Raw genomic sequence first — 24,789 nt, 5'->3', positions numbered from 1 at the left:
TGGCTTTTATATTTGCTATATTTTTGAATTATGAGCTATTTGAATAAGTTGAATTTAAATTATGCGGGTAATACTTCATTTCATCGATTGTTAATTTTAATAAATTTATAGAATAGACCTCTTTCATAAGTCACTTTTACTCAATTCCATGTTGTAAATTCCAGCAATTAAATTGAATCTTAAGCCGAGTCTTTTTCCTCTATTTCTGTAACGTTCAGCAAGTATTTTAAAATGCTTCAGCGCACCAAAAACATGTTCAACAAGGATTCTTCTTTTATTGATTTCTCGATTGTACTTTTTAAGTTCAGGATCTAATGTACAGCCTTTTTTTGCTTTCAACGGAAGCAAACTGTTTGCGTAAATATTATGAATACCCTGATAGCCTTTATCCGCTAATACAAATGAATGCTTAGGAATTAAATTTAAGTTTCTTTTGAATAACTCAAAATCATGCACCGCACCTTTACACATACATAAACTGAGTATTTCTCGTGTTTTAGCATGAATAATCGCTTGTACTTTAAAGGTATGTGTCTTTTTCTTACCGCTATAGCTTTTCTTCTGTTTTTTTGGGCCGTTGAATGGGTATTTCTGTTGCATCGATGATGACAACATTCCAATCAATGCCTTCACCTTGAGGCAAATCCTTCGGTAAATTAAAAAGATTAGACTGGATTAAGCAGTCTTCAACATGCCGAACAATTCTTGAAGCCGTAGGCTCTGAAACACCATAACTGGTCGCAACATGAAATAAGGTTCGATATTCACGCCAATAGCTTAGACTCAAAAGAACTTGATCTTCTAAGCTTAATTTAGCGGGTCTACCCGTAGTTGGTAAATGCTTTTTCAATTGCTCAACCATTAAATAAAAAGTTGAGTATGAGATGCCTGTATAACGCTTAAACTGCGGGTCAGAAAGCTTTTTAGAGTCGATATATTTCATACTGAAATTATGCATCAATTTCACAAAGTTAAGGGTACATATAATCATCAAAAAGATGACTGTTTTTTGAGTTATGAAAGAGATCTAATATCTCTTTTACTTTTCATCCAATCTGAAATTATAAAATACTGTAAAGTTAAAGTGACGGAATTCATTATTTTTTAGTAAGAATTTTTTTGATGCAGATTTTATTTGTTCAAATGAGCTGCGATTGTGCTAAAAGGATCTACAATCCTGTTTAATTAATCGTAAAATTCAACTTAAATTTAATTACTGAATATTCCAATAGTGGGCCTTAACTTAAAACGAATAGTGCTAAAAATCTTTACACTAGAACAGATTTACAGCGAAAAAATAACTTTAAAATTCGAGATATGTTTAATTTTTTCTTTAGTTTAATTAACCCAATTTAACGCTCAATAGATACTGAAATGGGTTACTTTGTTTACAGAAAACGCGCAATAATTAACATAAACTATAAAATTAGATTTACATCATGAGATTTTTTTGAAACAATAAGTGTGATATTTGTCACAATAAATTATATAAAATGCAAAAATTAAAACTAAAAAAACTTTATTTAGCAATGTTTTTAACGATAACAGGAAATGCTATTGCTGCTGAATTACAAAACTTTGATACAGATCAACAGTTAAGACAACAGCAACTTGTCGCCGATCAACAAATTAGACAACAACAGCGTGATCAAGCTTTAGAAAAACAAATACAACCAGTTCCAAGCGTTCAAACGGGTTTAGAAGAAAAATTACAAACACAGCCACAATTACAATACTTAAAATCCAATAGTGAAGATATTTGCTTTGATGTCAAAAAATTTATTCTCATCGGTGAAGATGCGAGAAGATTTACCTTTGCTTTAAGTTCAGTTACTCAAGGTAAGCACAATATTATTGGTCGTTGTATTGGGGTGCAGGGACTTAATCAAGCCCTAGATTTGATTCAAAACAGCATTATTAGTCGTGGTTTTGTGACAACCCGAATGCTTTTACCTCAACAAAACATTGCATCGGGTGAAATCAAACTTCAAGTCATTGCGGGTAAAGTTGATCAAATACAATTTACTCCGGGGACTTCAAAACGCGCACGTTTATTCAATGCCTTACCTATCAAGTCAGGAGATATCTTAAATATTCGAGATATTGAACAAGGCTTAGAAAACTATAAACGTGTTCCTACAGTAGAAGCTGATTTTAAAATCAAACCCTCAGAATTACAAAATGCACCTGGATATAGTGATTTAGAACTTTCGTGGCAACAATCTAGACCTTATCGAATTCATTTGGGAGTGGATGATGCGGGTTCAGATTCGACGGGGAAATATCAAGGAACGGCGACACTTTCACTGGATAATCTATTGACAGTTAATGACTTATTTTATGCAAGTTATAACCACGACTTAGGCGGCGGAGATTCTGGAAATCGAGGAACAGACGGATTTTACCTGAGTTATAGCATTCCATTAAAGTATTGGTTACTGACCTCAAGTTATAGCCAGTCGGATTATAACCAAACAGTTGCTGGTTCAATTGAAAGTTACCAATATAGCGGTAAAAGCAAACTTATTGGTGCTGATCTATCACGGGTCCTCTATCGAGATGCGCATCGAAAAACGACAGCCAGTGTCGGTGGATGGTATAGGGAATCTCAAAATTTCATTGATGATACGGAAGTTGAAGTTCAACGCAGAAAAACGGCTGGATGGAAAACAAGTATAGATCATACAGAATTTCTATCGAATGCGACTTTGAACGGAAATCTAACGTATAGACGAGGCACTGGTGGATTGAGTTCGCTGCGTGCACCAGAAGAAGATTTTGGTGAAGCTTATACCCGTGTGGGTATTTTTCAAGCCAATGCCAGTCTTAAAGTTCCATTTAAGGTGGGTCTTCAATCACTTCAGTATCTGACCGAATGGCGCTCTCAATACACGAAAAAACCTTTAACCGCTCAAGACCGATTCTCTATAGGAAATCGATATACCGTGCGTGGTTATGATGGCGATCAAACTTTATTAGCAGACAATGGTTTTTTGGTTCGTAACGAATTGAGTGGATCTATCGCTAAGCTTCCAATGCAATGGTATGCGGGAATTGATTATGGTGAAGTCGGCGGACAAACAGCGCACACCCCAAATCCATTGGTCGGAACAAGTTTATTAGGCTCAGCTATTGGTTTACGTGGGCAAGTCCTAAAATCAGTCAGTTATGACGTCTTTGTCGGTGCACCTTTGCATAAGCCTGATCGTTATAGAACAGATGATTTGACGACAGGTTTTAGTGTGAATTGGATGTATTAATTAAAAACACCAAATAAACGTCTTTATAAAAATATGAATTGAATTGAATTGAAATTTTAAAAAAATTTAGGAATATTAGAATGAATAAGAATTGTTATCGTATTATTTTCAGCCAAGCACGTGGAATATTTATCGCAGTTGCTGAGATTGCAAAAAGTCGTTCAAAAACAGCAGGTCAATCACATGCGATTGGTGGTGTTGAAATAGAGAACACCAGTGCAACGTCTTCTATTACCTATAAAAAGCTCAATCCAATCAATTTTGCAGTGCTGAGTCTTTTGGGGGCAGCCATTTATACAGTGCCTATGGCGGCAATCGCTGATAGTCAAATTATTGCAGATCGATCAGCACCTAAATCTCAACAAGCTACGATTCTGAACAGTAGTAATGGATTAACTCAAGTTAATATTCAAACCCCAAGTGCGGGTGGTGTGTCACGTAATACCTATACACAGTTTGATGTGGGTCAGGAAGGTGCGATCCTGAACAACTCCAGAAATAATACTCAGACTCAAATTGGTGGTTGGGTACAGGGCAATCCGTGGTTAGCCAAGGGCGAAGCCAAAGTTATTTTAAATGAAGTGAATAGTAGCAATCCAAGCCAGCTGAAGGGCTATTTGGAAGTTGCAGGTAAACAAGCGCAAGTTGTTATTGCCAATCCATCAGGGATTGTTTGTGATGGCTGTGGCGTTATTAATGCCGATCGATTTACTTTAACGACAGGTCAAGTGGTGACCAATCAAGGTTATTTGGAATCTTTCCGTGTGCGTGAAGGTCAAGTCACGATTGGTGGTAAAGGTTTGAATGGTAGTTTAACCCCTTATACAGATGTCTATGCACGTGCCTTGAAAGTGAATGCCGGTCTCTATGCCAATGAGCTGAATACGGTCTTAGGACAAAATGATATTCAGGTTAAAGATCAGGTTAAACCTCAAGTCACAGCTGTATCCGCTTCAAACAGTAATACCAATAATAATCCAGTGCAAGATTTTGCTCTTGATATTGGGCAATTGGGTGGGATGTATGCAGGCAAGATTTATCTTGTTGGTACAGAACAAGGTTTGGGTGTGCGAAATGCAGGTTCAATAAATACGACGACAGGTCAATTGAATTTAAATGCCAATGGTGATTTGACGAATACAGGCAATATGATTGCCAATAAAGATCAGGTTTTAGTTCAAGCTAAAAATATTAAAAACAGCGGTAATCTCAGTAGTACACAACATCAAATACAAATTATAGCTGACAATCTTCAGAACACGGGTTTGATTGCGACCTATGATGAAATCAAACTCAATGTGCAAGACAAAATTGACAATAATGATGGAGTAATCAATGCTGGACGTATTGATTTTAATGCACAAAGTCTGAGGAATGATCAAGGTAAAATCGAGCAAACAGGTCAGCAACAACTCAATATCAGTGCAAAAACTTTAGACAATACTCAAGGCTTGATTGGTCAGACCACCAAAGACAATATTGGAAAAGATCAGTCATCGGGTGGGACGATATCAACAACCATAACAGATCCCAAAGAACAATCTTCTGCGAAAGATTCAAGCACAGTCGATGTGGTGACTCCTCTAGATTTAACGCCTAAAAATTTTGCGGCAGGCAATATTCAAATTGCTCAGGATATTTCGAATATTTCAGGTCGAATGATCAATAATGCAGATATCACATTAAAAATTCAGGACAGTATTAAAAACAACGGCGGTGAAATTCAACTGCCTGAATTACAATTTAATGGCGATAACTTTGAAAATCAGCAAGGTAAAATTTACACTCAGGTTGCAAATATCACTGCGCAGAATCTAGATAACGCTAAGGGTTTAATGGTTGCTAGTGAAAGTTTTGATTTAAATACGCAACAGTTGAATAATAATCAAGGACGCTTACAAAGCTCAAAAGATTTTACTTTAAATTCTAAGCAAATTGACAATACTCAAGGTCAAATTTTGGCATCAGAGTTATTAACCCTTCAGTCCGATCAGACCAATAATACAGATGGCGTGATTGCTTCGGTTAAAGGTGATGCACTCTTAAACATCACAACATTAGACAATAAAAGCGGTGAGATTTCGGCACAAAATCTTGAATTGAACGGGCAAAGTTTAAAGAACCATCAAGGTTCAATTCAATCCAAAACAGGTCTATTGAGTCTAAAAGTTGATCAGATTGATAATGGAACAACTCAAGACACTGCAGGAAGTTTGATCGCGGCTCAAAATTTAAAATTAGACGCACAGCAACTCACAACGACAGGACAAATCTACGCGGGTGATACTGCTGATTTAACAGTGAGTCAATTAAAACAACATGGTCAACTGGCGGCACAGCAAAAAATTAACGTTCAGTCAGACAGCATTGAAAGTAATCAAAATGCTGTGTGGGCCGCTGGATTAGACAAAGACGGTAAACTAAGCAATACAACTGCACAACTTAATATTGAAGCACAAAATGTACAACTTGCAGCCAAAGTTTTATCAGGTGCAATGTTGCAAATTAAAGCCGCGCAAACAGCAGATCTAAGTTTAAGTGAGCAACAGTCAAGCAATATTAAGATCGAAACCAAACAACTTAAAACTGAAAACGCGAAGATTATCGCGGATCAACAACTGGATATAACGGCAACGGAAAATATCGCCAACCAAAAAGGTCAATATAGTGCGGCGCAGGTTAATGTAAATACGCTGCAGCTCAATAATGATCAGGGGCTCATACAGCATTCGGGGTTAAATGATTTTAGCCTTAATATTGCAGATCGTATTGATAACAACGCAGGACAGATCATCAGTAATGCGGCACGTACAGAAATCCAGACCAAAACGCTGAACTCGGTTGCAGGTGCAATTTTACATGCAGGTGATCAACAGTTAAAAATCACAGCACAAAATGTGCAAGGGCAACAAGGTAAAATCCAAAGTAATAGTTCATTGCTAATGGATGTTGGCGTTGCCGATTTAAATCAAGCGATCACTTCAGCACAAAATATTAATTTAAAAGCCACTGAACTGAGTCATCAACAAGGACAATTGATTCAAAGTGATGCCGCTGGAGAGTTGACGGTGAATGTTGCACAGACATTCAATAATACTTCTGGTGTGATCAGTGCTGCTGGCAATGCTCAACTGAATACTACACAGTTAAATAACCAGCAAGGTGCGATTCAAACGCTTGCAAACAAAGACTTGAGCATCGTTAGCCAACAACTGGATAATCAGTCAGGTAAAATAATCACGGGTCGCAATGCCGATTTAAAGCTCGGTCATTTAAACAATGATGCTGGTACTGTGTATGCAGCAGATCAGCTTAAGATCAATGCTGACCAATTCGTCAGCAATCAAAATGGATTAATTGCTTCACAGCAAACCTTGTCCATTACGGGACAAAACCTCAATAATCAAGTAGGGAAAATTCAATCAGAAGAAGGCGATGTGAATTTAAACCTGAGTGAAAAAATCAACAATAACGCAGGACATATTCAATCAGCACAAGCCTTGAATATAAATAGTCCAAACCTAGAGAATCAAGCTGGACAACTGATTTCGGGGGCAAATTTAAAATTAGATGTTGCTGAGTTAAATAATAATTTAGGTACGATTTATTCAAAAAAACAATTGGATGTAAATGCCTTAGGTACAGCACATAATAATTCAGGTGTGCTTGCTGCAGAGCAGGCATTGAATTTAACAGCAGGTCAATTGTTCAATAATGCAGGACAAATCCGTTCAGAGAAAGCTGATGTAAACCTAACTGTTAAGCAGGATGTTGAAAACAACAAAGGCTTGATTTCATCTGCGAAAAACTTGTCTTTAAATGCACGAGATGTCCAATCTCAGCAAGGTAAAATTCAATCGGCCGAATCAGTAAATATTCAGCTCAACAGCTTGGATAGTACCGAAGGCTTGGTCTATGCAGCTGGACAATTAAAGTTATCTGCAACAGGTGAGCTGAATAATACCCAAGGTGTTATTGCATCAGAACAATTGGCGGATATACAAGCAGGTTCTGTCAGCAATGATGCAGGACAAATCCGTTCACAGCAGGATCAGTTAAAGCTCAATGTTCAGCAGAATGTCAGTAACGAATCAGGCGAAATATCAGCAGCCAAAGGTGTTGAATTCACAGCTAAAAAAATCACTAATCAAAAAGGGAAAGTGATTGCGGGTGGTGCTCTAGCGGTTAATGCTCTGCAAATAGAGAATGCCAAAGGCACGTTCTATGCGAAAGATCAGTTGAATATGAATGTTGCTGATCAAATTAATAACCAATCTGGAATCATTGCAGCAGAACAACAGCTACAGGTACAAGCCAATGATTTAAATAATCAGGCAGGTAAAATACGTTCAGAAAAAAATCAACTGAACCTAAACGTACAGCAGCTTGATAATCAAACTGGAGAAATATTTGCGGGTAAAAATGCAGCGATTCGTACCACCATCAACAATAATCAGCTAGGCACAATCTATAGCAAAAACCAGTTAGATTTAAACGCCACTCAACTGAACAATCAGCAAGGACAGATCTATTCTCAAGGTCAGGCACAGATTAAGGTTCAGGGCGAAATTCAAAACCAAACAGGCGTACTTGCTGCAAAGCAAGCTTTAGATATTCAGAGTCAGGCGATCAATAACAGTGAAGGAAAGATACGTTCTAAACAAGCGGATCTAAATGTCATAGCAACTGAACAATTGATGAATCAAGATGGTGATATCTATGCCGAGCAAAACCTCACGTTGAATACTGGGGCATTGGATAATACGAAGGGACAAATTGCGGCACAGCATCAACTCAGCATCAATACGCAACAGCAGCAATTGAATAACCAAAAGGGTAAAATTATTGCCAAAAGCGTTGATTTAAAAACTGGAGAACTTGATAACCAAGCAGGTCTTATTCAAGCTGACCAAGCGGTCAAAATTGATACCCAGAATAATCGTTTACTCAACACTCATTCAGGTGAACAGGCAGGGATTCTCAGTCAAGGGACGTTGGATATTGCCAATGTTTCAGGACTTGATAATCTTAACGGTTATATTGCTTCCGTTGGTACAGCGACGCTTGAAGTACAAAACTTAAATAACACCGCTGGACAGATCAACAGTCAAGCTGATTTGAATATTCAACAGCAGACCGCAGGCGGGCGTGTTGACAATCTGACGGGTCAAATTCAAGCACAGCAGCATGTGAATCTCAATGCGGATACCATCAATAATACAGGTGTCGGAAGTCATATCGTCGCAGGAGAGAAGTTGAATGCCACTGCGAAACAATTCATCAATACCCAGACCAAAGATACGACCACACTGGGGGGTATAGATGCAAAAAACATAGAGATCAATGCACAAGTACTCGATAACCAATCAGGTGCAATTCGTGCCAGTGACAATGCGACACTCAATGTAGCGACACAACTAAACAACCAATCAGGTTCAATCAGTAGTTTAGACACACTTTCGATTGGCACAGCAGACAAAAGTTTAAATATAAACAATACTGCAGGCGAGTTGTTAGCGAATAAGCAGCTCAATATCAAAGCCAATGGGCTGACGAATAAAGGGAAAGTGATCAGTTTAGGCGATGTCGATATTGACCTGAAACAAAGCTATACCCACACCAAAGACGACCAAATTTCAGCGAATGGGACACTCAAACTGCATACTGAAAATGATTTAATCAATCAGTCAGAATTCACTGCGGGACAAAAAATAGCCTTAAGTGCTCAAAATATTAAAAATGAAACAGGCGCAACCATTGCGTCGAACGAAACACAGTTAATTGCACAAGAAACGCTACATAACCAAGGGTTAATTAATGGAGAGCTGACGTATCTTCAGGCCAACAAGCTTTGGAATGATGGTGCTCGAATTTATGGGACACACGTTGCAATACAAGCCAATACGCTAGACAACAAGTCTAATTCTGCAGGCATAGGCGCAGTGATTGCTTCACGTGGCGATATGGATTTGGGTGTAGAGACACTTAATAATCAGGCGGGTCAAGCTGTCACTGTTAAAGAAAATGCACGAGACAATGCATGGATCTTTAGTTCAGGTGATTTAAGTGTTGGAGGGCGTTTGGACGAAAATCTGAAAGCTCAAGGCAAGGCAGATACAATTAATAATCTAAGTGCGCGTATTGAGTCCTTAGGTGATATGACGCTTAATGCAAAAAATATTAATAATATTAACCAGAACTTTGAAACCGAAATTGTTCAGATAGGTGGTCCAACCCAAAAACTCTACATTCAGCCTAAGGATAAACTTACCAAAATTCCTGTTGAGAATCTTGTTCGTAGAAATTGGAGTAGAACCTATTTATATCGCTATAACACAGCACCGAATGTTTTACCTGAAAATATTATTTTTGGTGAAACGCCCATTCCAAACGTAGAGTCGATTAATTGTGTTGGCACAGGCGATGATCAAAGGTGTAATGTTAATTATAAAAACGAAGATCCTGTTTGGGCCTATTTCAAGATTACCCCTCCTGCAAAAAATGCCCCTGAAGCACCAACGTTAGTACAGCCTGAAGCACCAGTAGGGCAGATCAGCTGTGAATCAGGTACAGGCTATGATGCTGATGCTTGCTCAGCCTATAACACTGCCTATACGAAATATGAAGAAGATAAACTGACTTATGACCAAGCGCTACAGGAATACAAGGCAAAACTTGAGGCTTGGGAAGGTAATGATGAAGAACGTTATCAACAATTAGATGATGCGATACAAAATTATAATTCACAATTTGCGAATTCAGAGTTCAAAAAATGGACACAATACGATGTTCAAGAAACTGAATTTGAGAGCCAAGTAAAGACCTCGGCACCGGCAGAAATCATTGCTGGAGGTGATCTTAAGATTGATGCCGATGCTTTTAAAAATGATAAAAGTCATGTGCTCGCAGGTGGTGTGCTGGATGCCAAACTGACTAAACCTTTAGTCAATCTCGATGGCGAAGGTGTAACGATCTTAAAACAAACCGGCACTAGCCAATACACTCAAGAACGCTGGAGAGGTGGTTTCAAGCGATATTACCAAAGATCGTGGGGAGACCTAATCTATGGTTATAATGCCGAAGAAGTGGAATCGAAAGTGTTACCTGTACAAAAATGGTTAGGTGACGTTAAGAACCATACATCTAATCAAAATATTTCCAAGCTCATGACAGGAACTGTGGAGACGAGTCTATCTTTGGTTGACGTTCCAACAGAGCAAAAAGATCGTCAGCAACAAGGTATGCAAACCCAGTTCAACATCGATGCGGGGCAAACCATTTCAGCAAACGGGGAGAATATAAAAGGTCCGAATACGCTGGCTGAATTGGATATAAATAATCAAAATAAACAGAATTTAGATGCTGAGCAACAACAGGTTAAAGCGCTAGACGCTGCACAAAACTTACAAGCAGGCGATGCCAATGCATCCAAAGCTACAGCACAGAAAGACATTGAAATTCGAACTGTCTCTATGGACTTCATGAATTTGCCAAGCAATGCCTTATTTAGCACACTTGCGGATAGTCAGGCAAAATATCTGGTAGAGACAGATCCAGCCTATGCCAATTATAAAAACTGGTTATCTTCAGACTACATGCTGGATGCACTCGAGCTCGACCCTGCGTTAAAACAAAAACGCTTAGGGGATGGCTATTACGAGCAACGCTTAGTACAAGACCAAATTGCACAATTGACAGGATATCGATTCCTACAAGGCTATGGTTCAGATGAAGCCCAATATAAGGCACTGATGAACAATGGGTTAACCTTTGCGAAAGCCTATAACCTACGCCCTGGTATTGCGTTGACTGCTGCACAAATCGCACAACTCACCAGTGATATTGTTTGGATGGAAGAAAAAACAATAAACATGGCAGATGGAACAACGACAAAAGCGTTGGTTCCGCAAGTGTATGTCAAGCTACGCCAAGGAGATTTAAAAGGAGATGGCACACTGCTGAGTGCAGAACAAGTAAAATTTGATGTAAAAGGCGATGTGCTGAACAGCGCCACAATTGCAGGACGAGAAGCGGTAAAAATTTCAGCTGAGAATATCAACCAGTTGGGCGGCCGCATAGAAACCAATCGACTGAATCTAAAAACCACACAAGATTTAAACAATAATGGCGGCATTATTGTCGCAAGAGAAACTGCGAATTTGGATATAGGTGGTGATTTTAATCACACAAGTACGACAAATTATACAGAAAATAAAGTCGGAGAAGGCTACTTCACACGAGAAGGTTTAGATCGAAAAGCGGGATTATATGTCGGCAATAGCAGTCAAGCAGTTAATCCGCAAGACAAAACATTAAATATCCGTGTTGGGGGAGATACGAACCTCAAAGGTGCTGAAATCATTAACTATAATGGTTCTAGTGTTATTCAAACGCTAGGTGATTTAAATATAGAAGGCGTCAATACCTCAGTTAATAACCGTGGATATGCGAACCAAGATAGCTTTAATTATGAGAAAAGACAGGAAGATATCGGCTCGGTCATTCAGAGTAAAGGTGATACCCGACTACAGGCAGAAAATATTACTGTGAAAGGCTCCACAATATCGAGTGGAGAAGGATCGACGATACTTTCTGCACAGCAAAAAATTGAGATTTCAGAAGGTCGAAAATTATTTGATGCTGAGCAAGCATACAAAATTCAGGAAAAAGGAACACTCAGTAAAACGGAACGCAAAGGCCATGTACGCAATATGAGTGATGAGGCCATTGCTAGCAATATAGAAGGTAAAAAGGTCATCTTGGATGCGAATAACATCGATATTCGTGGTAGTAATATCGTTTCAGATGAATTGACTCAACTCCAAGCCAAAGAAAATGTAACTATACAAGGTGCAGAAAACCAATATCTTAATTACTCCGAATCGAGTGTTAAGAAATCAGGACTGATGTCGAGTGGAGGAATTGGATTTAGTCTTGGTCAAAAGAAAGAACTGACAGAACAAGAAAACACCCAAAAAACCAATACAAGATCAATGGTAGGCAGTTTAGAGGGTAATACCAACATCATTGCGGGCAAAACATATCAACAGACGGGCAGTACGGTTTCATCGCAAGAAGGAGACGTCAATATACTGGCAGAGCAGGTCAAAATAGAAGCAGCAAAAGAGCAAAGCACCAATGATTATAAATATCAAATGGAACAAAAAGGCTTAACACTTGCTGTCAATGTTCCTATAGTGGCTGCCGTGCAGTCAGCATTAGACTCAACAAAACAAGTCGGGCAAAGCAAAAATGACCGCGTTAATGCAATGGCAGCAGCCAATGCAGGCTTCGATACCTACAAAGCGGGTCAGTCATTAGGCCAATTAAAAGACCTCATGAATGGTACAGACGCATTAAATAAATCAGTAGAGGTTGGCGTTAGTCTGACCTATGGTGAACAAAAAACCACGAATACTAGTCATTCAGAACGTGATCAGGCCAGCCAAAGCCAAGTTTACGCAGGTGGAACGACGAATATAGTGGCGACGGGTGCAGGCAAAGACTCCAATATTAATATTATTGGTTCAGATGTCATGGGCATGAAAGGCACAAACCTAGCAGCAGAAAATGACGTCAATATCAAAGCAGCAGAACAAAATGGCCTAGAGCAATCAAACAATAAAAGCTCAGGATGGAATGCAGGTGTAACCATCAGTAATCAAACTGGCTTGGGTGTTACAGCAGGTGGTAATCTTGGAAAGGGTAGAGGTGATGGTACTGACACAAGTTATGTGAATAGTCATGTCGGCTCGAAAGAGAGCGTAACCAGCATCAGCAGTGGCAATGCGACCAATATCATTGGCGGGCAAGTACAAGGCAAAGGCGTACAGGTTGATGCACAAGAACTCAATATAGAAAGCTTACAAGACACGGCCACATATCAGAGCAAACAACAAAATATTTCAGGGCAAGTCAGTGTTGGCACAAATGGCGGTAATGTATCGGGAAGTTATGGGAAATCAAATATAGATGCCAACTACAGATCGGTAAACGAACAATCTGGTATTTATGCAGGCGATGGTGGCTATCAAATCAATGTAAAAAACAACACTGATTTAAAAGGCGCGATCATCACCTCCACACAAAAAGCAGAAGACCTTAAGAAAAATAGTATAAACACAGGGACACTGAGCCATTCAGATTTACAAAACGTCAGTGAATACGATGCCAAGGGCATTGGCATCAGTGCAGGATTTAATGCAGGTAAAGCGGGCGATAAAACAACGGATACAACAGGAGGAAAGCAGCCCGATATGGTTCTCTCAGCACCGAATAAAATAGATCAGCCTGCGTCACGACAAATAGGTGTAACTAAGTCGATTGGTTTTGGTTTAGACAGTGACAAAGATAGCAGCGTGACCCAAAGTGGAATCAATACCTCAAATATCACTATACGAGAAACAGTTCGTCAGGAAGAATTGACAGGTAAATCTGTTGAGCAGATCAAGTCTGAAATACTGACCAATGTCACCACAGATACAGCACGAGAAAACAGCGGCGCACTGAAAAACAACTTTGATAAAGACCAAGTACAAAGTGAAATAAACTTACAGGTCGATGTGACGAAGAAATTTGATGAAACTCGTCAGGGAGTAAAACAAGAAATCTATAATAAAGTTGATAAAATGAGAGCAGAAGCAGAAGCAATTAGAAGTAAAAACTTTATTGATGGAAAAAATGGCTATAACACGAGTGAATCACTAAAATTAGAAGCTGAAGCTAATAAACTTGAAAAGTATGCTTTTTATGCTGATGGTGCTTCGGGTGCTTTATATGGCTTAGGAAATACTGAGGCATTTACATATGTGGGTTCTGCTGTAGTTGCTGATCCTGTTAAAAGAGCGGCAACGGCTCCAACACAAGTTTGGCAAGTTAAGTGTGATGGAGATTCTTTATATTGTGCTGATTCGAATTTAGATAAATCTAAGAGACCTTTGGAAAACGATAAAGCTCAGATTGGTGATAAACGTCAAATATTCGATATTAATGAAATAAAACCGAGTGAAAGCACAGGTGTAATTACTGTTTCAAATAACGGGATTATGAACCCATTAGATGATGCCTTAAAAAATGCAGTGAAACAAAACTTATGGTCTACGAATAGCGATGGTGTATTTGTTGTCTATAACCCGCCAACATCGAATCCAATTTCAGAGCTTTTATATGCAGGCTATGATAAGACGAATGATTTATTAGGAGGTCGCCTTCCTTTAACAAGTGCTGAAAAAGCCAATCTTGAAATATATAAGCATGCGCTAGGGAATAATTATTTACTTGATTTAAGTAATCACAGTCGTGGTGGTTTAACGGCAAGTGTTGCTATTCAGAATGCAAATAGAAATGGAATTATTGGAATTCCATTAAATCAAGTACGTTTCTATGGTACCGCAACCAATGTACAAGATTATAGTGATTGGTTAATTTCAAACAACAAGTTTATGATTCCTAATTCTACAAATTCAACAGGCGTATATTCTGCTGTACATAAGGCTGATTTTGTGGGTCGTCCACCTTTAATACTTGGAGGTAATGCTTCAAGTGGTGGAACGTGTTGGTTATGTTACTCGCATAGTAGTTATAGTGCAGAAGTACCTACACAATTTTTAGTTAATGATAAAGGACAGTATATTGATAAATATGGATTTGCTGTGCCTGAAAGCAAGAAAGTCGATAATGAATATTATACTGAATATCAAAAAAATTGGGGGAATGATTCTTCAATTAACTTATCGTTACCAATATTAGTTCCATCAAAAAAAGACAATGAGATAATTAAATATGAAAAAGTTCCATTTTAAGTTAGGTGTACTGTGTTTTCCTTTTTTGTTACTTGGTTGTGCAACAAATGATAGTAATAGTCCATTAGTCAGATTTTGGAATGATGGGTTTATAATGACTGAAAAAAAATCAGTAGAACTTCAGGATTGCTCAATTCAAGCTAATCAAATGCAGCAACAAAATAATTTAACTAATGATGAAAGATATAAAATATATCTCAATTGTAGAAAAAATAAAGGCTATTAACCTATGAGGTTTACCCATTTAACAATAGTAGTATTTCTTACTCCAATTGTAATATTTGGTTGTGCAACAAATGATAGTAATAGTCGATTAGTGCGATTTTGGAATGATGGATTTGTTTACAGTGAAAAAAAATCAGATGCAAATCAATCTTGTTCTCATGAGGCCAACAAAGCATATCCTAAATTCAAACCAGGTGATGCACTATGGGAAAGTAACTATAGTCAGTGTATGAAAAAATTTGGATATTAGTTATTTAATATGAAAAATAGCCATTTTAAATTAACCTTGTTGTGCAACGAATGATAGTAATAGCACATCAGTAAGATTCTGGAATAATGGATTTACTTAATTTAAGAAAAAATCTACTGAACTTACTGATTGTTCTATTCAAGCTAATAGAATTCAAATAAGAGATAGGACTTAATCCAGGTTCCCTTCAAACCGAATTTAAAGTTAGAAAAGTAAATGAAGTAAAAAATAAAATGCCGAATAGTCCAATGGAAGGGAATGATTATTTTCGAGGTGCTGGTAAGCATTTACCAGGAGGGCATCCTGAAATGGTAATAAAATCTATTCCAACGAAGGACACTAGCACAGTTAAGACTATTTTAAAGGTTAAGGTTAAATAAATGGAAAATCCTTTTATGACTCATGCAATAGTAAGTGAAATTGCTGGAGACAATACAATTGTTAGAACTGAGAATAACTTCATTGCATCAACGCTCATTAATTTAGGTTTTGTGTTCAATAAATATGGTTATTTGGAAAAGAAAAATTTTAATCAAGATATTAGGCTTTCTAACATAGAAGAACTTATCGGTTTAGATGCACTTTTCTCTGCGGGTAAAGATTGGAGTCCAGAAGATTTATTAGCATATTATAAAGAATTAGGGCTTTTCAATAAACCTTACAAAGTGATCTCGTGGAGAGGTGAAGCTGATTTTTTGATCAGAATAATTGAGTAGTAAAATCTATCCTAATCTGTGTCTTGGGATAAGGTATCTCTTGAAGTAGAGAAAATTATTTTAGTATAGTCGATATTTTTATTACAAAAACTGAAGGAATTTTTTCAGTTTGGGGTAGTAGAACTCAATATCGAAAGCTTACAAGACACGGCCACATATCAGAGCAAGCAACAAAATTTCAGGGCAAGTCAGTGTTGGCACAAATGGCGGTAATGTATCGGGAAGTTATGGGAAATCCAATATAGATGCCAATTACAGATCGGTAAACGAACAATCTGGTATTTATGCAGGCGATGGTGGCTATCAAATCAATGTAAAAAACAACACTGATTTAAAAGGCGCGATCATCACCTCCACACAAAAAGCAGAAGACCTTAAGAAAAATAGTATCAACACAGGAACACTGAGCCACTCAGACTTACAAAACGTCAGTGAATACGATGCCAAGGGGATCGGGATCAGTGCAGGATTTAATGCAGGCAAAGCGGGCGATAAAACAACGGATACAGCTGGAGAAAAACAACCTAATACGGTCATCTCAGCACCAAATAAAATCGATCAACATGCATCGAGTATCACTGGTGTAAGTAAGTCAATCGGTTTTGGTTTAGACAGTGATAAAGACAGTAGTGTGACTAAAAGTGGAATCAACACCTCAAATATCACGATTAGAGAAACAGTTCGTCAGGAAGAATTGACAGGCAAATCTGCTGAGCAGATCAAGTCTGAAATACTGACCAACGTCACCACAGATACAGCACGTGAAAACAGTGGCGCACTGAAAAATAACTTTGATAAAGACCAAGTACAAAGTGAAATAAACTTACAGGTCGATGTGACGAAGAAATTTGATGGAAATCGACAGGAAGTTAAAGCCGAGATTAATAAAAAACTTGATGAAGCGATAAAAGCCAAAGATGCAGGCATACTCAGTCCTACAGAGTTTGAGAAAAAACAACAACAGCTACAAAACTTAGGTATTTTAGTTGATAGTATTTCAGCAGGTTTATCAGCGCCAACGACAAGTGGCCTAGGAATAGCTACCGCAAGTATTAGCCCTAAAGTAAGTTATGAAATTGGACAATACTTTAAGAGTAAAGACGCTGAAGGAAGTATTTCTCATACCTTAGCACATACTTTACTCGGTGCAGCGGTTGCAGCAGCTGGAGGCAATGATGCACTCACCGCTGGACTTTCAGCAGGTGGAGCTGAGGCAGCAGCGCCGATACTTTCAAAATATTTATATGGCAAAGATGCAAAAAGCTTAACAGCCGATGAAAAAGGTACGATTAGTGCAATAACAGGATTAGTTGCATCAGGTGTTGGGGCGACTACTGGAGATGTCAGTTCTACAGTGCAAAGTGGGCAAGTGGCACAGAATGCTATTGAAAATAACAGGATGTTAAATCTACGAGAAGCACAGGTTCTACAAGCATTAATAAAAAACAAAGCTCAAACTGAAAAGAATAAACTATATCAGGCTGCTTGTTATCTAGTTAAATGTGCTGAGGGTGTGCCTAAAGATGATCCAAATTATTCTATATTATTAAAGCTACAAGAATTAGGAGCGCAGAACGCCAACGAGATAGCAGCGTTAAAAGCGACAGGATTATATACCTATGGGAACTGGGATAAAGCAAATGATTTTAGAACAAAAAATGATGAAATTGTCACAAGAGCTGGCGGAGCTGCAAAAATAGTAGGCGGAGGTGTAACTGCAATTGGTGGTGGGGCTGCTGGAATAGGCCTGTGTACAACTGGTGTGGGATGTGCAATTGGTGCACCCTTAGCAGGGGTAAGTGCATACGGAGGTGTAAGTACCGCAAGTGAGGGCAAGGATTCTTTGTTTGGATCATACCGATCTGAAGTAGGACAAGACGTACTTGATTCATTTAATGCAAATCGTAAAGATCAACTGAGTCCATTAACAAAAGATGCTTTAGGTGGAGCAGTAGCTCTGGCAGAGGCAGTTTTATTGGCTAAAGTAGGTGGGAAATTATCACAAGGTGTTAAGAGTGAAGTCAAAACAACTGAGAAAGTGGCAGAAGTTGATGCGACGAAAAGAGAACCCGTTACTAATGAACCAGAGGCGAATTTCGCTGGTCAGGTTCCTGTTCGACCTAAAGATGGGCCCACTCCAGTACGCACAAGCCAAGTCGATACGCCTTTAGGAAAACATTTAATCAGTGGTGAAGTTACAGGGCGTAAAAACCAGAAAGTAATTTCAGGTGGACATAATTCTGATAATTTCTATGATGTCCTTAACAGTAATGGAGGGAAAGTAATTGGTAGCCCCACTCCAGTTTTAAAAGGTATTACTGATGTTAAATATCAATTACCAAATGGAAGAGTTGAGACAAAGACAATTTATGATTCAAATGTATACAGTGATAAACAGATGGCAGCGATGGTAAATGAAGCAGCGTCAAAAGCAATTGTAAACTACGCGGTGAATGGAAATAAAGTACAGCATGTAATAGTGAATGGGGTTACTTTTAGAGTGCCGATTAGCTCATATAAAGGGAGTAATTATGTGCCATCGGCTTTTCCTGTAAATCCTAATTCTATAGGAATCAAATAATGATAGGCTATATTAATGAAGAGGGCACTCCAGTAGAATTCATGCCTTTGCTTTGGTGTTTGGGCTTTGGAATTATAGGGGGGAAAGATCTTGAATATTATTTGAGAGGCATTATAGGTAAAGATCCAATGGAACCTGTTGGAGGTGATCCTGGTTGGAGTTTGGCTCCTGAGTTACAAGAAGATGGAACAACAATTTACTGTGCTTGGGTGCATGATATGATGGGTTTAGAGCCGAATGAAGGAGATTATGATGAGGGGACGGTTAAGTATTATATACGGCAAGGATTAAATAATGTTCTGAAAGAACAACCTTCAAGAAGAAAAGAGATTGAGGAAATATTTAGAAAATATAATTTATAAAATAACCAATTGTAGTTAACTTTTCGATAAAAATAGCAATATTAATTTCAGTATTAAGTGGTTTTGTAACTACAGCAGCTGCATTTGGCATAGGTAATAGTGTTGCTGGAAATACTTCAACGGGTGCTATTTCCGCCAATATTGATATGAATAATCGCCAACTTCATGTTGATGAAATTTCAATGCTAAAAAAAGAAGCTGCTAAATTAGCAACCCAAAATGGACAAATGAATAAAGATGGGTATGAGTATTGGTTTACTCTTTCATATAGTGTTGCCTATGGCAAAGTCGATACAAATGGACGTGAACAACTCCTTTCGATGGCGAAGCAATGGGATCAAGCTGGAAAAGAAACCAATGATTTTAGCCTACAACAACTGTCTAAGAATATTAGCTTTGCTTCAAAAATAGTTGACTCGATGGCGGGTAAAACGATAACGGATAATAGTAATAAACCAATAATAGAAAATGGTTCAATCGTACAAACGTTTAAAGCCACAGATGCACAAAAGAATAATTCCTCATTATTTGGATATGATCTAAAAACAGCGGGCTTAAAAGCTAAAGATGATCCGAAAAATTATGGAAGTTCTGGAGTCTCGAATAAATTAGCTCAAGGCACAGTAAAAAGAGAGCATGAAGATTTAGTAGAAGGATTGGAAAGAGGATCAAAAGGTGTGGTGCCTGTTTATCCAGAGATTGAATTGATTGGAACAGGGAAATTAGCGAAAGAAACTGCAAAAAGTATTTTAGAAAAACAGGCTGCTAAGAAAGCTGAGCAGGAGGCTATAAAGAAACAGAGTATTGAGAATAATTTTTATACTGAAGGTGACAGTTTATATGCTAAGACACAAATAGAGTTAAAAAATAAAGCAGCTCAAATAAGATCAAGTAATAGTGATATGTTTGATATAAATGGTAAGCCATTAGGAAATTTGGCTACTGGAACAATTCGTATTGATGGTTTACCAGTACAGGAAGTAAAAGCATTTTCTCGTTATGGAGATAATGTGAAAAATAGAGTAGATGGATATGTAGGCTTATCTAATAAAGATCCGATACTTAAACCTATATCTAACCCTCGTAGTGCTATGGATAGAGCAGGCGATACTGAATATAAGATACTAGAGAGTTTTGCCCAAACTTATAAAAATAAGCCTAATGTTAAAGGTTCAATTGATTTATTTACAGAACGAGCACCATGTAAAAGTTGTACGAATGTTATTCAAGAGCAATTTAGTCACAAATACCCAAATGTACAAGTTCGTGTGTATCATGACAATGGAAACTATTCAATTTATCAAGGTGGAAAACTAGTTTCTACACCAATGGGTAAACCTATTAATCCTTACCAATTTCCTACGGCTCCAACTTTTAATAAAGGGAATAACTAATGTTTGAGAGTATTAAGATTTCTTCTCTCCTTGTAGATGAGATTTATTTTAATTGTGATATAAGGATTGATTTAATAGATGAAGAGTTTGGTGGTATTTATACAGGGGCTTTATCTGATATAGATATGTATATAAATTCCTCCCTTTTTAAAGACAAAACTTCGAAAATCAGTCATGAGTATATTTATTCAATTTTTTATGATTATCCAAATTATGTGTTTGAAAAGATGATTAAAACTACATGTACGATGCCTATATTTTGGTTGGTTTGGTCGAAGTCAATGTTGCAGTGGGATTATTTGCCATCTGATTTTTCTTTATGGGCTTTGGCTATATTAGAGTGGTTCGATTTAGATAGATATAATGCAGCTTATCATTTGCCTGAGGGAGAGTATAAAGCAATTAAATATGATCTTCCTCTAGTGATTAGTCAATTAAAAAACTATCCGATAGATAAGTTTGCCCCTCCAATTGAAAATAAACTCTAATACAATGATTTGATAGTTTAATTAGATTTTTTTTCATACTAACAGCGAGTTGCATTGGTATTGTAGCATCGACATCGACATCGACATCGACATCGACATCGACATTGACTTCAGTTTCAAGTTAAGAAATTGGTCCATACTTTAAAGCTAAAGATGCTGATATATAGTGTTGCATATGTCAAAGTCGTTACAAATGGACGTGAACAACTCCTTTCGATGGCGATATGACAGTGGTTATTTTGATGGTGTGAAACTTGGTGGTGTCCGTTTAGATACAGATACTATTTGTGGTGAAGGTAATTTTAGGTGCGCTAGAGATAATAATGGAAATTTAACTAAGGATGTTAATGGCAATTATAAATATACAGGTGATAAAGATTATCCAACGTTTCAATCAATACTAGATTCAACTCAAAAATCAGCATTAGAAGATAAAACCAAAAAATCACCATTTCAAGGGTTGTTTGGCCCTACTGGTGGTTTTCAGCCAATAGTAGGAGGCTGGTATTTACCTGGAGGTTTAACTATTCCTTATAAACCTGGCAGTATTTCTGATACGTTAGTCGAGTCATTTGCTGGAACACATGATTTTCTTAGAGGACAAATATGGGGATGGTATGGAAAAGATGGAAATACCTCAACCAATAGAACGGGTTTTGAGAATAAAGCGTCAGGAGTAACAACTGGTGTTGCTATTCCCGTATCTGCACCATTTGCATTGGCTGATTTGATTTCACCAGATGTTTTACAATTGATTATAGGATTTGGTAAATGAAATTAATTAACATCATTATTCTGTTGTCGATGTTCGTTTTGGTCAGTTGTATCCCCATTCGAGTCGTGCCTAAATATAACCCTGATCTTTATAATGGTTATAAATTGATTCAGGCTTACCAAAAAAAAGATACTATTGGACATACTGATGTAGAGCAACGAAAAAAAGATGCTTTTGCTTGTGGGGTTATAAATTATAACGGCGGAAATTTAGACCTAAATGTAGTATATCCTGACCAAACTTTTGAACAAACAGATAAACGAAGTGAATCTGTATATAACTGTATGAAGGATAAAAATTATATTATTGACAGTCCTGAAAATTGTACAAACAACGGTAAGCCGACAGGTTTTTGTAATTAGTTTTAGTTAAGTAAAAGCTGTTGATTCTTTATAAGAGGGCAGCTTTTTCTTTTCAACTTAAAAAGTATGCTTTTTATGCTGATGGTGTTTTGGGTGCTTTATATGGCTTAGGAAATACTGAGGCATTTACATATGTGGGTTCTGCTGTAGTTGCTGATCCTGTTAAAAGAGCGGCAACGGCTCCAACACAAGTTTGGCAAGTTAAGTGTGATGGAGATTCTTTATATTGTGCTGATTCGAATTTAGATAAATCTAAGAGACCTTTGGAAAACGATAAAGCTCAGATTGGTGATAAACGTCAAATATTTGATATTATTGAAATAAAACAGAGTGAAAGCACAGGTGTAATTACTGTTTCAAATAACGGGATTATGAATCCATGAGATGATGCCTTAAAAAATGCAGTGAAACAAAACTTATGGTCTACGAATAGAGATGGTGTATTTATTGTCTATAACCCGCCAACATCGAATCCAATTTCAGAGCTTTTATATGCAGGCTATGATAAGACGAATGATTTATTAGGAGGTCGCCTTCCTTTAACAGCGGCAGGTGTAACAAGCTTAGGTGTAGCCACTGCATCTTTAGCTATCGGTGATCAAAATCTCAAAAAGCTTACGAAACCGTGATGATACCAGCGAAGAATTTTGATTTTGTACAAAAACATCCAGAAGCAGCAGCTGTGATTAATCAATTTATACAAGGAGATTATGAAGGGATATTAAGAACTAAAAACAGTTTAAATCTCTTGTCACAAGCATCAGGACAAGATGTAGATGTACTCACGACATCAATCACATCCTTCCTTGGAATGAAAGGTGCGTTTGACCGTCAAACAAATACGGTTGTGTTAGATGTAACTAATAGAAGTCGTTCAGAACTTGTAAATACTTTTGGACATGAAATAGCACATGGACAAGGGATTCAAAATGAAACTTCAGCAGATTTAGTTGGAAAGTCAGTCGATTGGGCATTTAATTCAGGGATTAAGAGTAATAAAGACCGAGTTGATCAATACAAAGTTCAATTGGGTGATGGTAAAGATTTAATCACACAGACTCAAAATCAGGAAATATTAAAGAAAGATAACGAACAATTCATTGGTGCGATGAGTGATCATCCTGATGCGATTGAAGAAAAAACTTCATATAAACAAAGTATCTCTAATTCATTATTCTGTTGGAATAAAGAGTGCAGTGAAAAATTTAAACAATTGGATAAAGTTCAGGAAATTGCGTATCGGAAAGGGCAAGATCAAGCAGTAGCCAAATTTATTAGTGATATTAAAAATATTCCTAATCTTCCAAATGATGTTTATGAAGCGGTAAAAAATGACCCCAAAGGTACAGCAATCGCAATATTAAAAGGTATAGCGGACATACCTGAAGAATTGTGGGATACAGGCAAAACAATTACAAAAGTTAATCTCGTGGGTGATAAAACATCTGATTTTGAAAAGCTAGGTAATGCTGAAATGACGACGGCTCTATATGCTCTTTCAGGAGCTGTTACTGCTGGAACAGTCACTGTCGTTAAAAAGGGAGCCACTATTACAGTAGAGGCAATAAAAAATATAAACAAAGTACCTAAAATATATGTAAATAATATTGGAGTTAAAGAAGTAAAAATCACTAATACACCATTAGAAGCTCAGGCAAGGTTAAATGAGCCTGATCAAAAAAAGTTAAAACCAGCAGAGGCAGCAGCGGGGGCACAGTTAGAAGGTGTATTAGGTCAAATGGAAAAATATAATGGGACAACTACTGTTAAGAATCCCGATTGGAAAATAACATCAGGACCTAATAAAGGAAAAACAGTTGATGCTATGTATACTACAGATAATCTTGCTCAAAAAGAAATAGAGGGTTTAAATAAATTTTATGAGAAGAATATGACAGTATCAAAAAGAACTGGTGAACTACCACCAGAAATTCAAAATATTCAAAAACATTTAGGTAAAGCTGACTTTGTGCCAGTAGATTTTCGTGTGTTAAATAAATCAAATCAAAATATATTCTTAAATTATATCCAGACACTTCCTGTGGCACAGCGCAACCAAATTATTATATTGAGGTAACTATGAGTGGGATGTTGTTTTTTGGTTTTGATGATAAAAAACCTTTAGGTGAGCAAGGACTATCTGAGTTAGTAAATAGTCATTATTGGGATGCATTTGGTGATTTACTAGATGAAGTTTTTTTACCAAATTACCCACAGCTACATGAAAGTATAAAATCTGAAGAGGGGGAATATCTAAAATTTTATACTTTTGAAGATTTAAGCAATGATGATTTTAACCTGTCTGTTAAATTGATTAGGCAACATCTTCAATATATGAAACCAGAGGATTGGGAGCCACGAGATTATATAAATGATATGGCTAAATGGCAGGGCATGGCACGTCAGGTGTGGGAGGAGGTTGCAGAACCTTATATTGTATTAGATAACAGATATGACACTAATCTAGGAAATATTGAATAATTGAGAGTCAACATAAGCATTTAACTTGTTCATTGCGCGGAGAGATGATTTGTATTCTGATTTGGTTGTTTTACGATTCAAGTTGATAAGTTAC

General features: G+C 37.4%; 15 protein-coding genes and 1 pseudogene. 14 read left to right on the top strand and 2 right to left on the bottom strand.

Going from position 1 to position 24,789, the window contains the following annotated elements:
* Nucleotides 1–123: 123 nt before the first annotated feature.
* A complete protein-coding gene (locus tag V5M36_RS16110; RefSeq protein ID WP_445206268.1) occupies nt 124–600 on the bottom strand; it encodes a transposase family protein in 477 nt (158 codons plus the stop codon).
* Nucleotides 548–943 (bottom strand): transposase family protein, encoded by a 396-nt coding sequence (locus V5M36_RS16105; RefSeq protein ID WP_445206267.1) that lies wholly within the window; start codon nt 941–943, stop codon nt 548–550. The genes V5M36_RS16110 and V5M36_RS16105 overlap by 53 nt, the downstream gene beginning before the upstream one ends.
* A gap of 550 nt (nt 944–1,493) precedes the next feature.
* Here V5M36_RS16105 and V5M36_RS12110 point away from each other — a divergent pair.
* The 14 genes and pseudogenes from V5M36_RS12110 (at nt 1,494) to V5M36_RS12045 (ending at nt 24,695) form a co-directional block, all read left to right on the top strand.
* The gene (locus V5M36_RS12110; RefSeq protein ID WP_445206272.1) at nt 1,494–3,260 is read left to right on the top strand and encodes a ShlB/FhaC/HecB family hemolysin secretion/activation protein; all 1,767 of its coding nucleotides are present in this window, start codon (nt 1,494–1,496) and stop codon (nt 3,258–3,260) included.
* A gap of 80 nt (nt 3,261–3,340) precedes the next feature.
* Nucleotides 3,341–15,061 (top strand): two-partner secretion domain-containing protein, encoded by an 11,721-nt coding sequence (locus V5M36_RS12105; protein ID WP_338559373.1) that lies wholly within the window; start codon nt 3,341–3,343, stop codon nt 15,059–15,061.
* Nucleotides 15,042–15,287 carry a hypothetical protein gene (locus tag V5M36_RS12100; RefSeq protein WP_338559371.1) on the top strand — a complete coding sequence of 82 codons (246 nt, stop codon included), beginning with the start codon at nt 15,042–15,044 and terminating at the stop codon, nt 15,285–15,287. Before V5M36_RS12105 ends, V5M36_RS12100 begins: the two co-directional genes overlap by 20 nt.
* A gap of 629 nt (nt 15,288–15,916) precedes the next feature.
* Nucleotides 15,917–16,252, top strand: a complete 336-nt coding sequence (locus V5M36_RS12095) for a hypothetical protein (RefSeq protein WP_338559369.1) — start codon at nt 15,917–15,919, stop codon at nt 16,250–16,252.
* Nucleotides 16,253–16,375: 123 nt separating this feature from the next.
* A pseudogene (locus V5M36_RS12090) lies at nt 16,376–18,833 on the top strand (VENN motif pre-toxin domain-containing protein); the annotation flags it as partial.
* Entirely contained in the window at nt 18,833–19,195 is a 363-nt protein-coding gene (locus V5M36_RS12085; protein ID WP_338559366.1) for a hypothetical protein, read from the top strand. The pseudogene V5M36_RS12090 and the gene V5M36_RS12085, both read left to right, overlap by 1 nt.
* Before the next feature lie 146 nt (nt 19,196–19,341).
* Nucleotides 19,342–20,589, top strand: a complete 1,248-nt coding sequence (locus V5M36_RS12080) for a deaminase domain-containing protein (RefSeq protein WP_338559363.1) — start codon at nt 19,342–19,344, stop codon at nt 20,587–20,589.
* Nucleotides 20,589–21,077: a hypothetical protein gene (locus V5M36_RS12075; protein WP_338559360.1), complete on the top strand. Its 489-nt coding sequence runs from the start codon at nt 20,589–20,591 to the stop codon at nt 21,075–21,077. The genes V5M36_RS12080 and V5M36_RS12075 overlap by 1 nt, the downstream gene beginning before the upstream one ends.
* A 175-nt stretch (nt 21,078–21,252) precedes the next feature.
* Nucleotides 21,253–21,852, top strand: a complete 600-nt coding sequence (locus V5M36_RS12070; protein WP_338559358.1) for a hypothetical protein — start codon at nt 21,253–21,255, stop codon at nt 21,850–21,852.
* Entirely contained in the window at nt 21,849–22,214 is a 366-nt protein-coding gene (locus V5M36_RS12065) for a hypothetical protein (protein WP_338559356.1), read from the top strand. The genes V5M36_RS12070 and V5M36_RS12065 overlap by 4 nt, the downstream gene beginning before the upstream one ends.
* 20 nt (nt 22,215–22,234) lie before the next feature.
* Complete coding sequence (locus V5M36_RS12060) at nt 22,235–22,597, top strand: hypothetical protein (RefSeq protein WP_338559353.1); 363 nt, start codon at nt 22,235–22,237, stop codon at nt 22,595–22,597.
* A gap of 21 nt (nt 22,598–22,618) precedes the next feature.
* Nucleotides 22,619–22,843 (top strand): hypothetical protein, encoded by a 225-nt coding sequence (locus V5M36_RS12055; RefSeq protein WP_338559351.1) that lies wholly within the window; start codon nt 22,619–22,621, stop codon nt 22,841–22,843.
* Complete coding sequence (locus tag V5M36_RS12050) at nt 22,843–24,291, top strand: hypothetical protein (protein ID WP_338559349.1); 1,449 nt, start codon at nt 22,843–22,845, stop codon at nt 24,289–24,291. Before V5M36_RS12055 ends, V5M36_RS12050 begins: the two co-directional genes overlap by 1 nt.
* A 2-nt stretch (nt 24,292–24,293) precedes the next feature.
* Nucleotides 24,294–24,695, top strand: coding sequence for a hypothetical protein (locus tag V5M36_RS12045; protein ID WP_338559347.1), 402 nt, complete (start codon nt 24,294–24,296; stop codon nt 24,693–24,695).
* The last annotated feature ends 94 nt before the right edge of the window (nt 24,696–24,789 follow it).

Origin of the sequence: Acinetobacter sp. KS-LM10 (assembly GCF_036896575.1) — a bacterium.
GTDB classification, from domain to species: Bacteria; Pseudomonadota; Gammaproteobacteria; order Pseudomonadales; family Moraxellaceae; genus Acinetobacter; species Acinetobacter avistercoris.
Note: the sequence above shows the minus strand (reverse complement) of the source record. Positions and strands in the feature narration are given on the sequence as shown.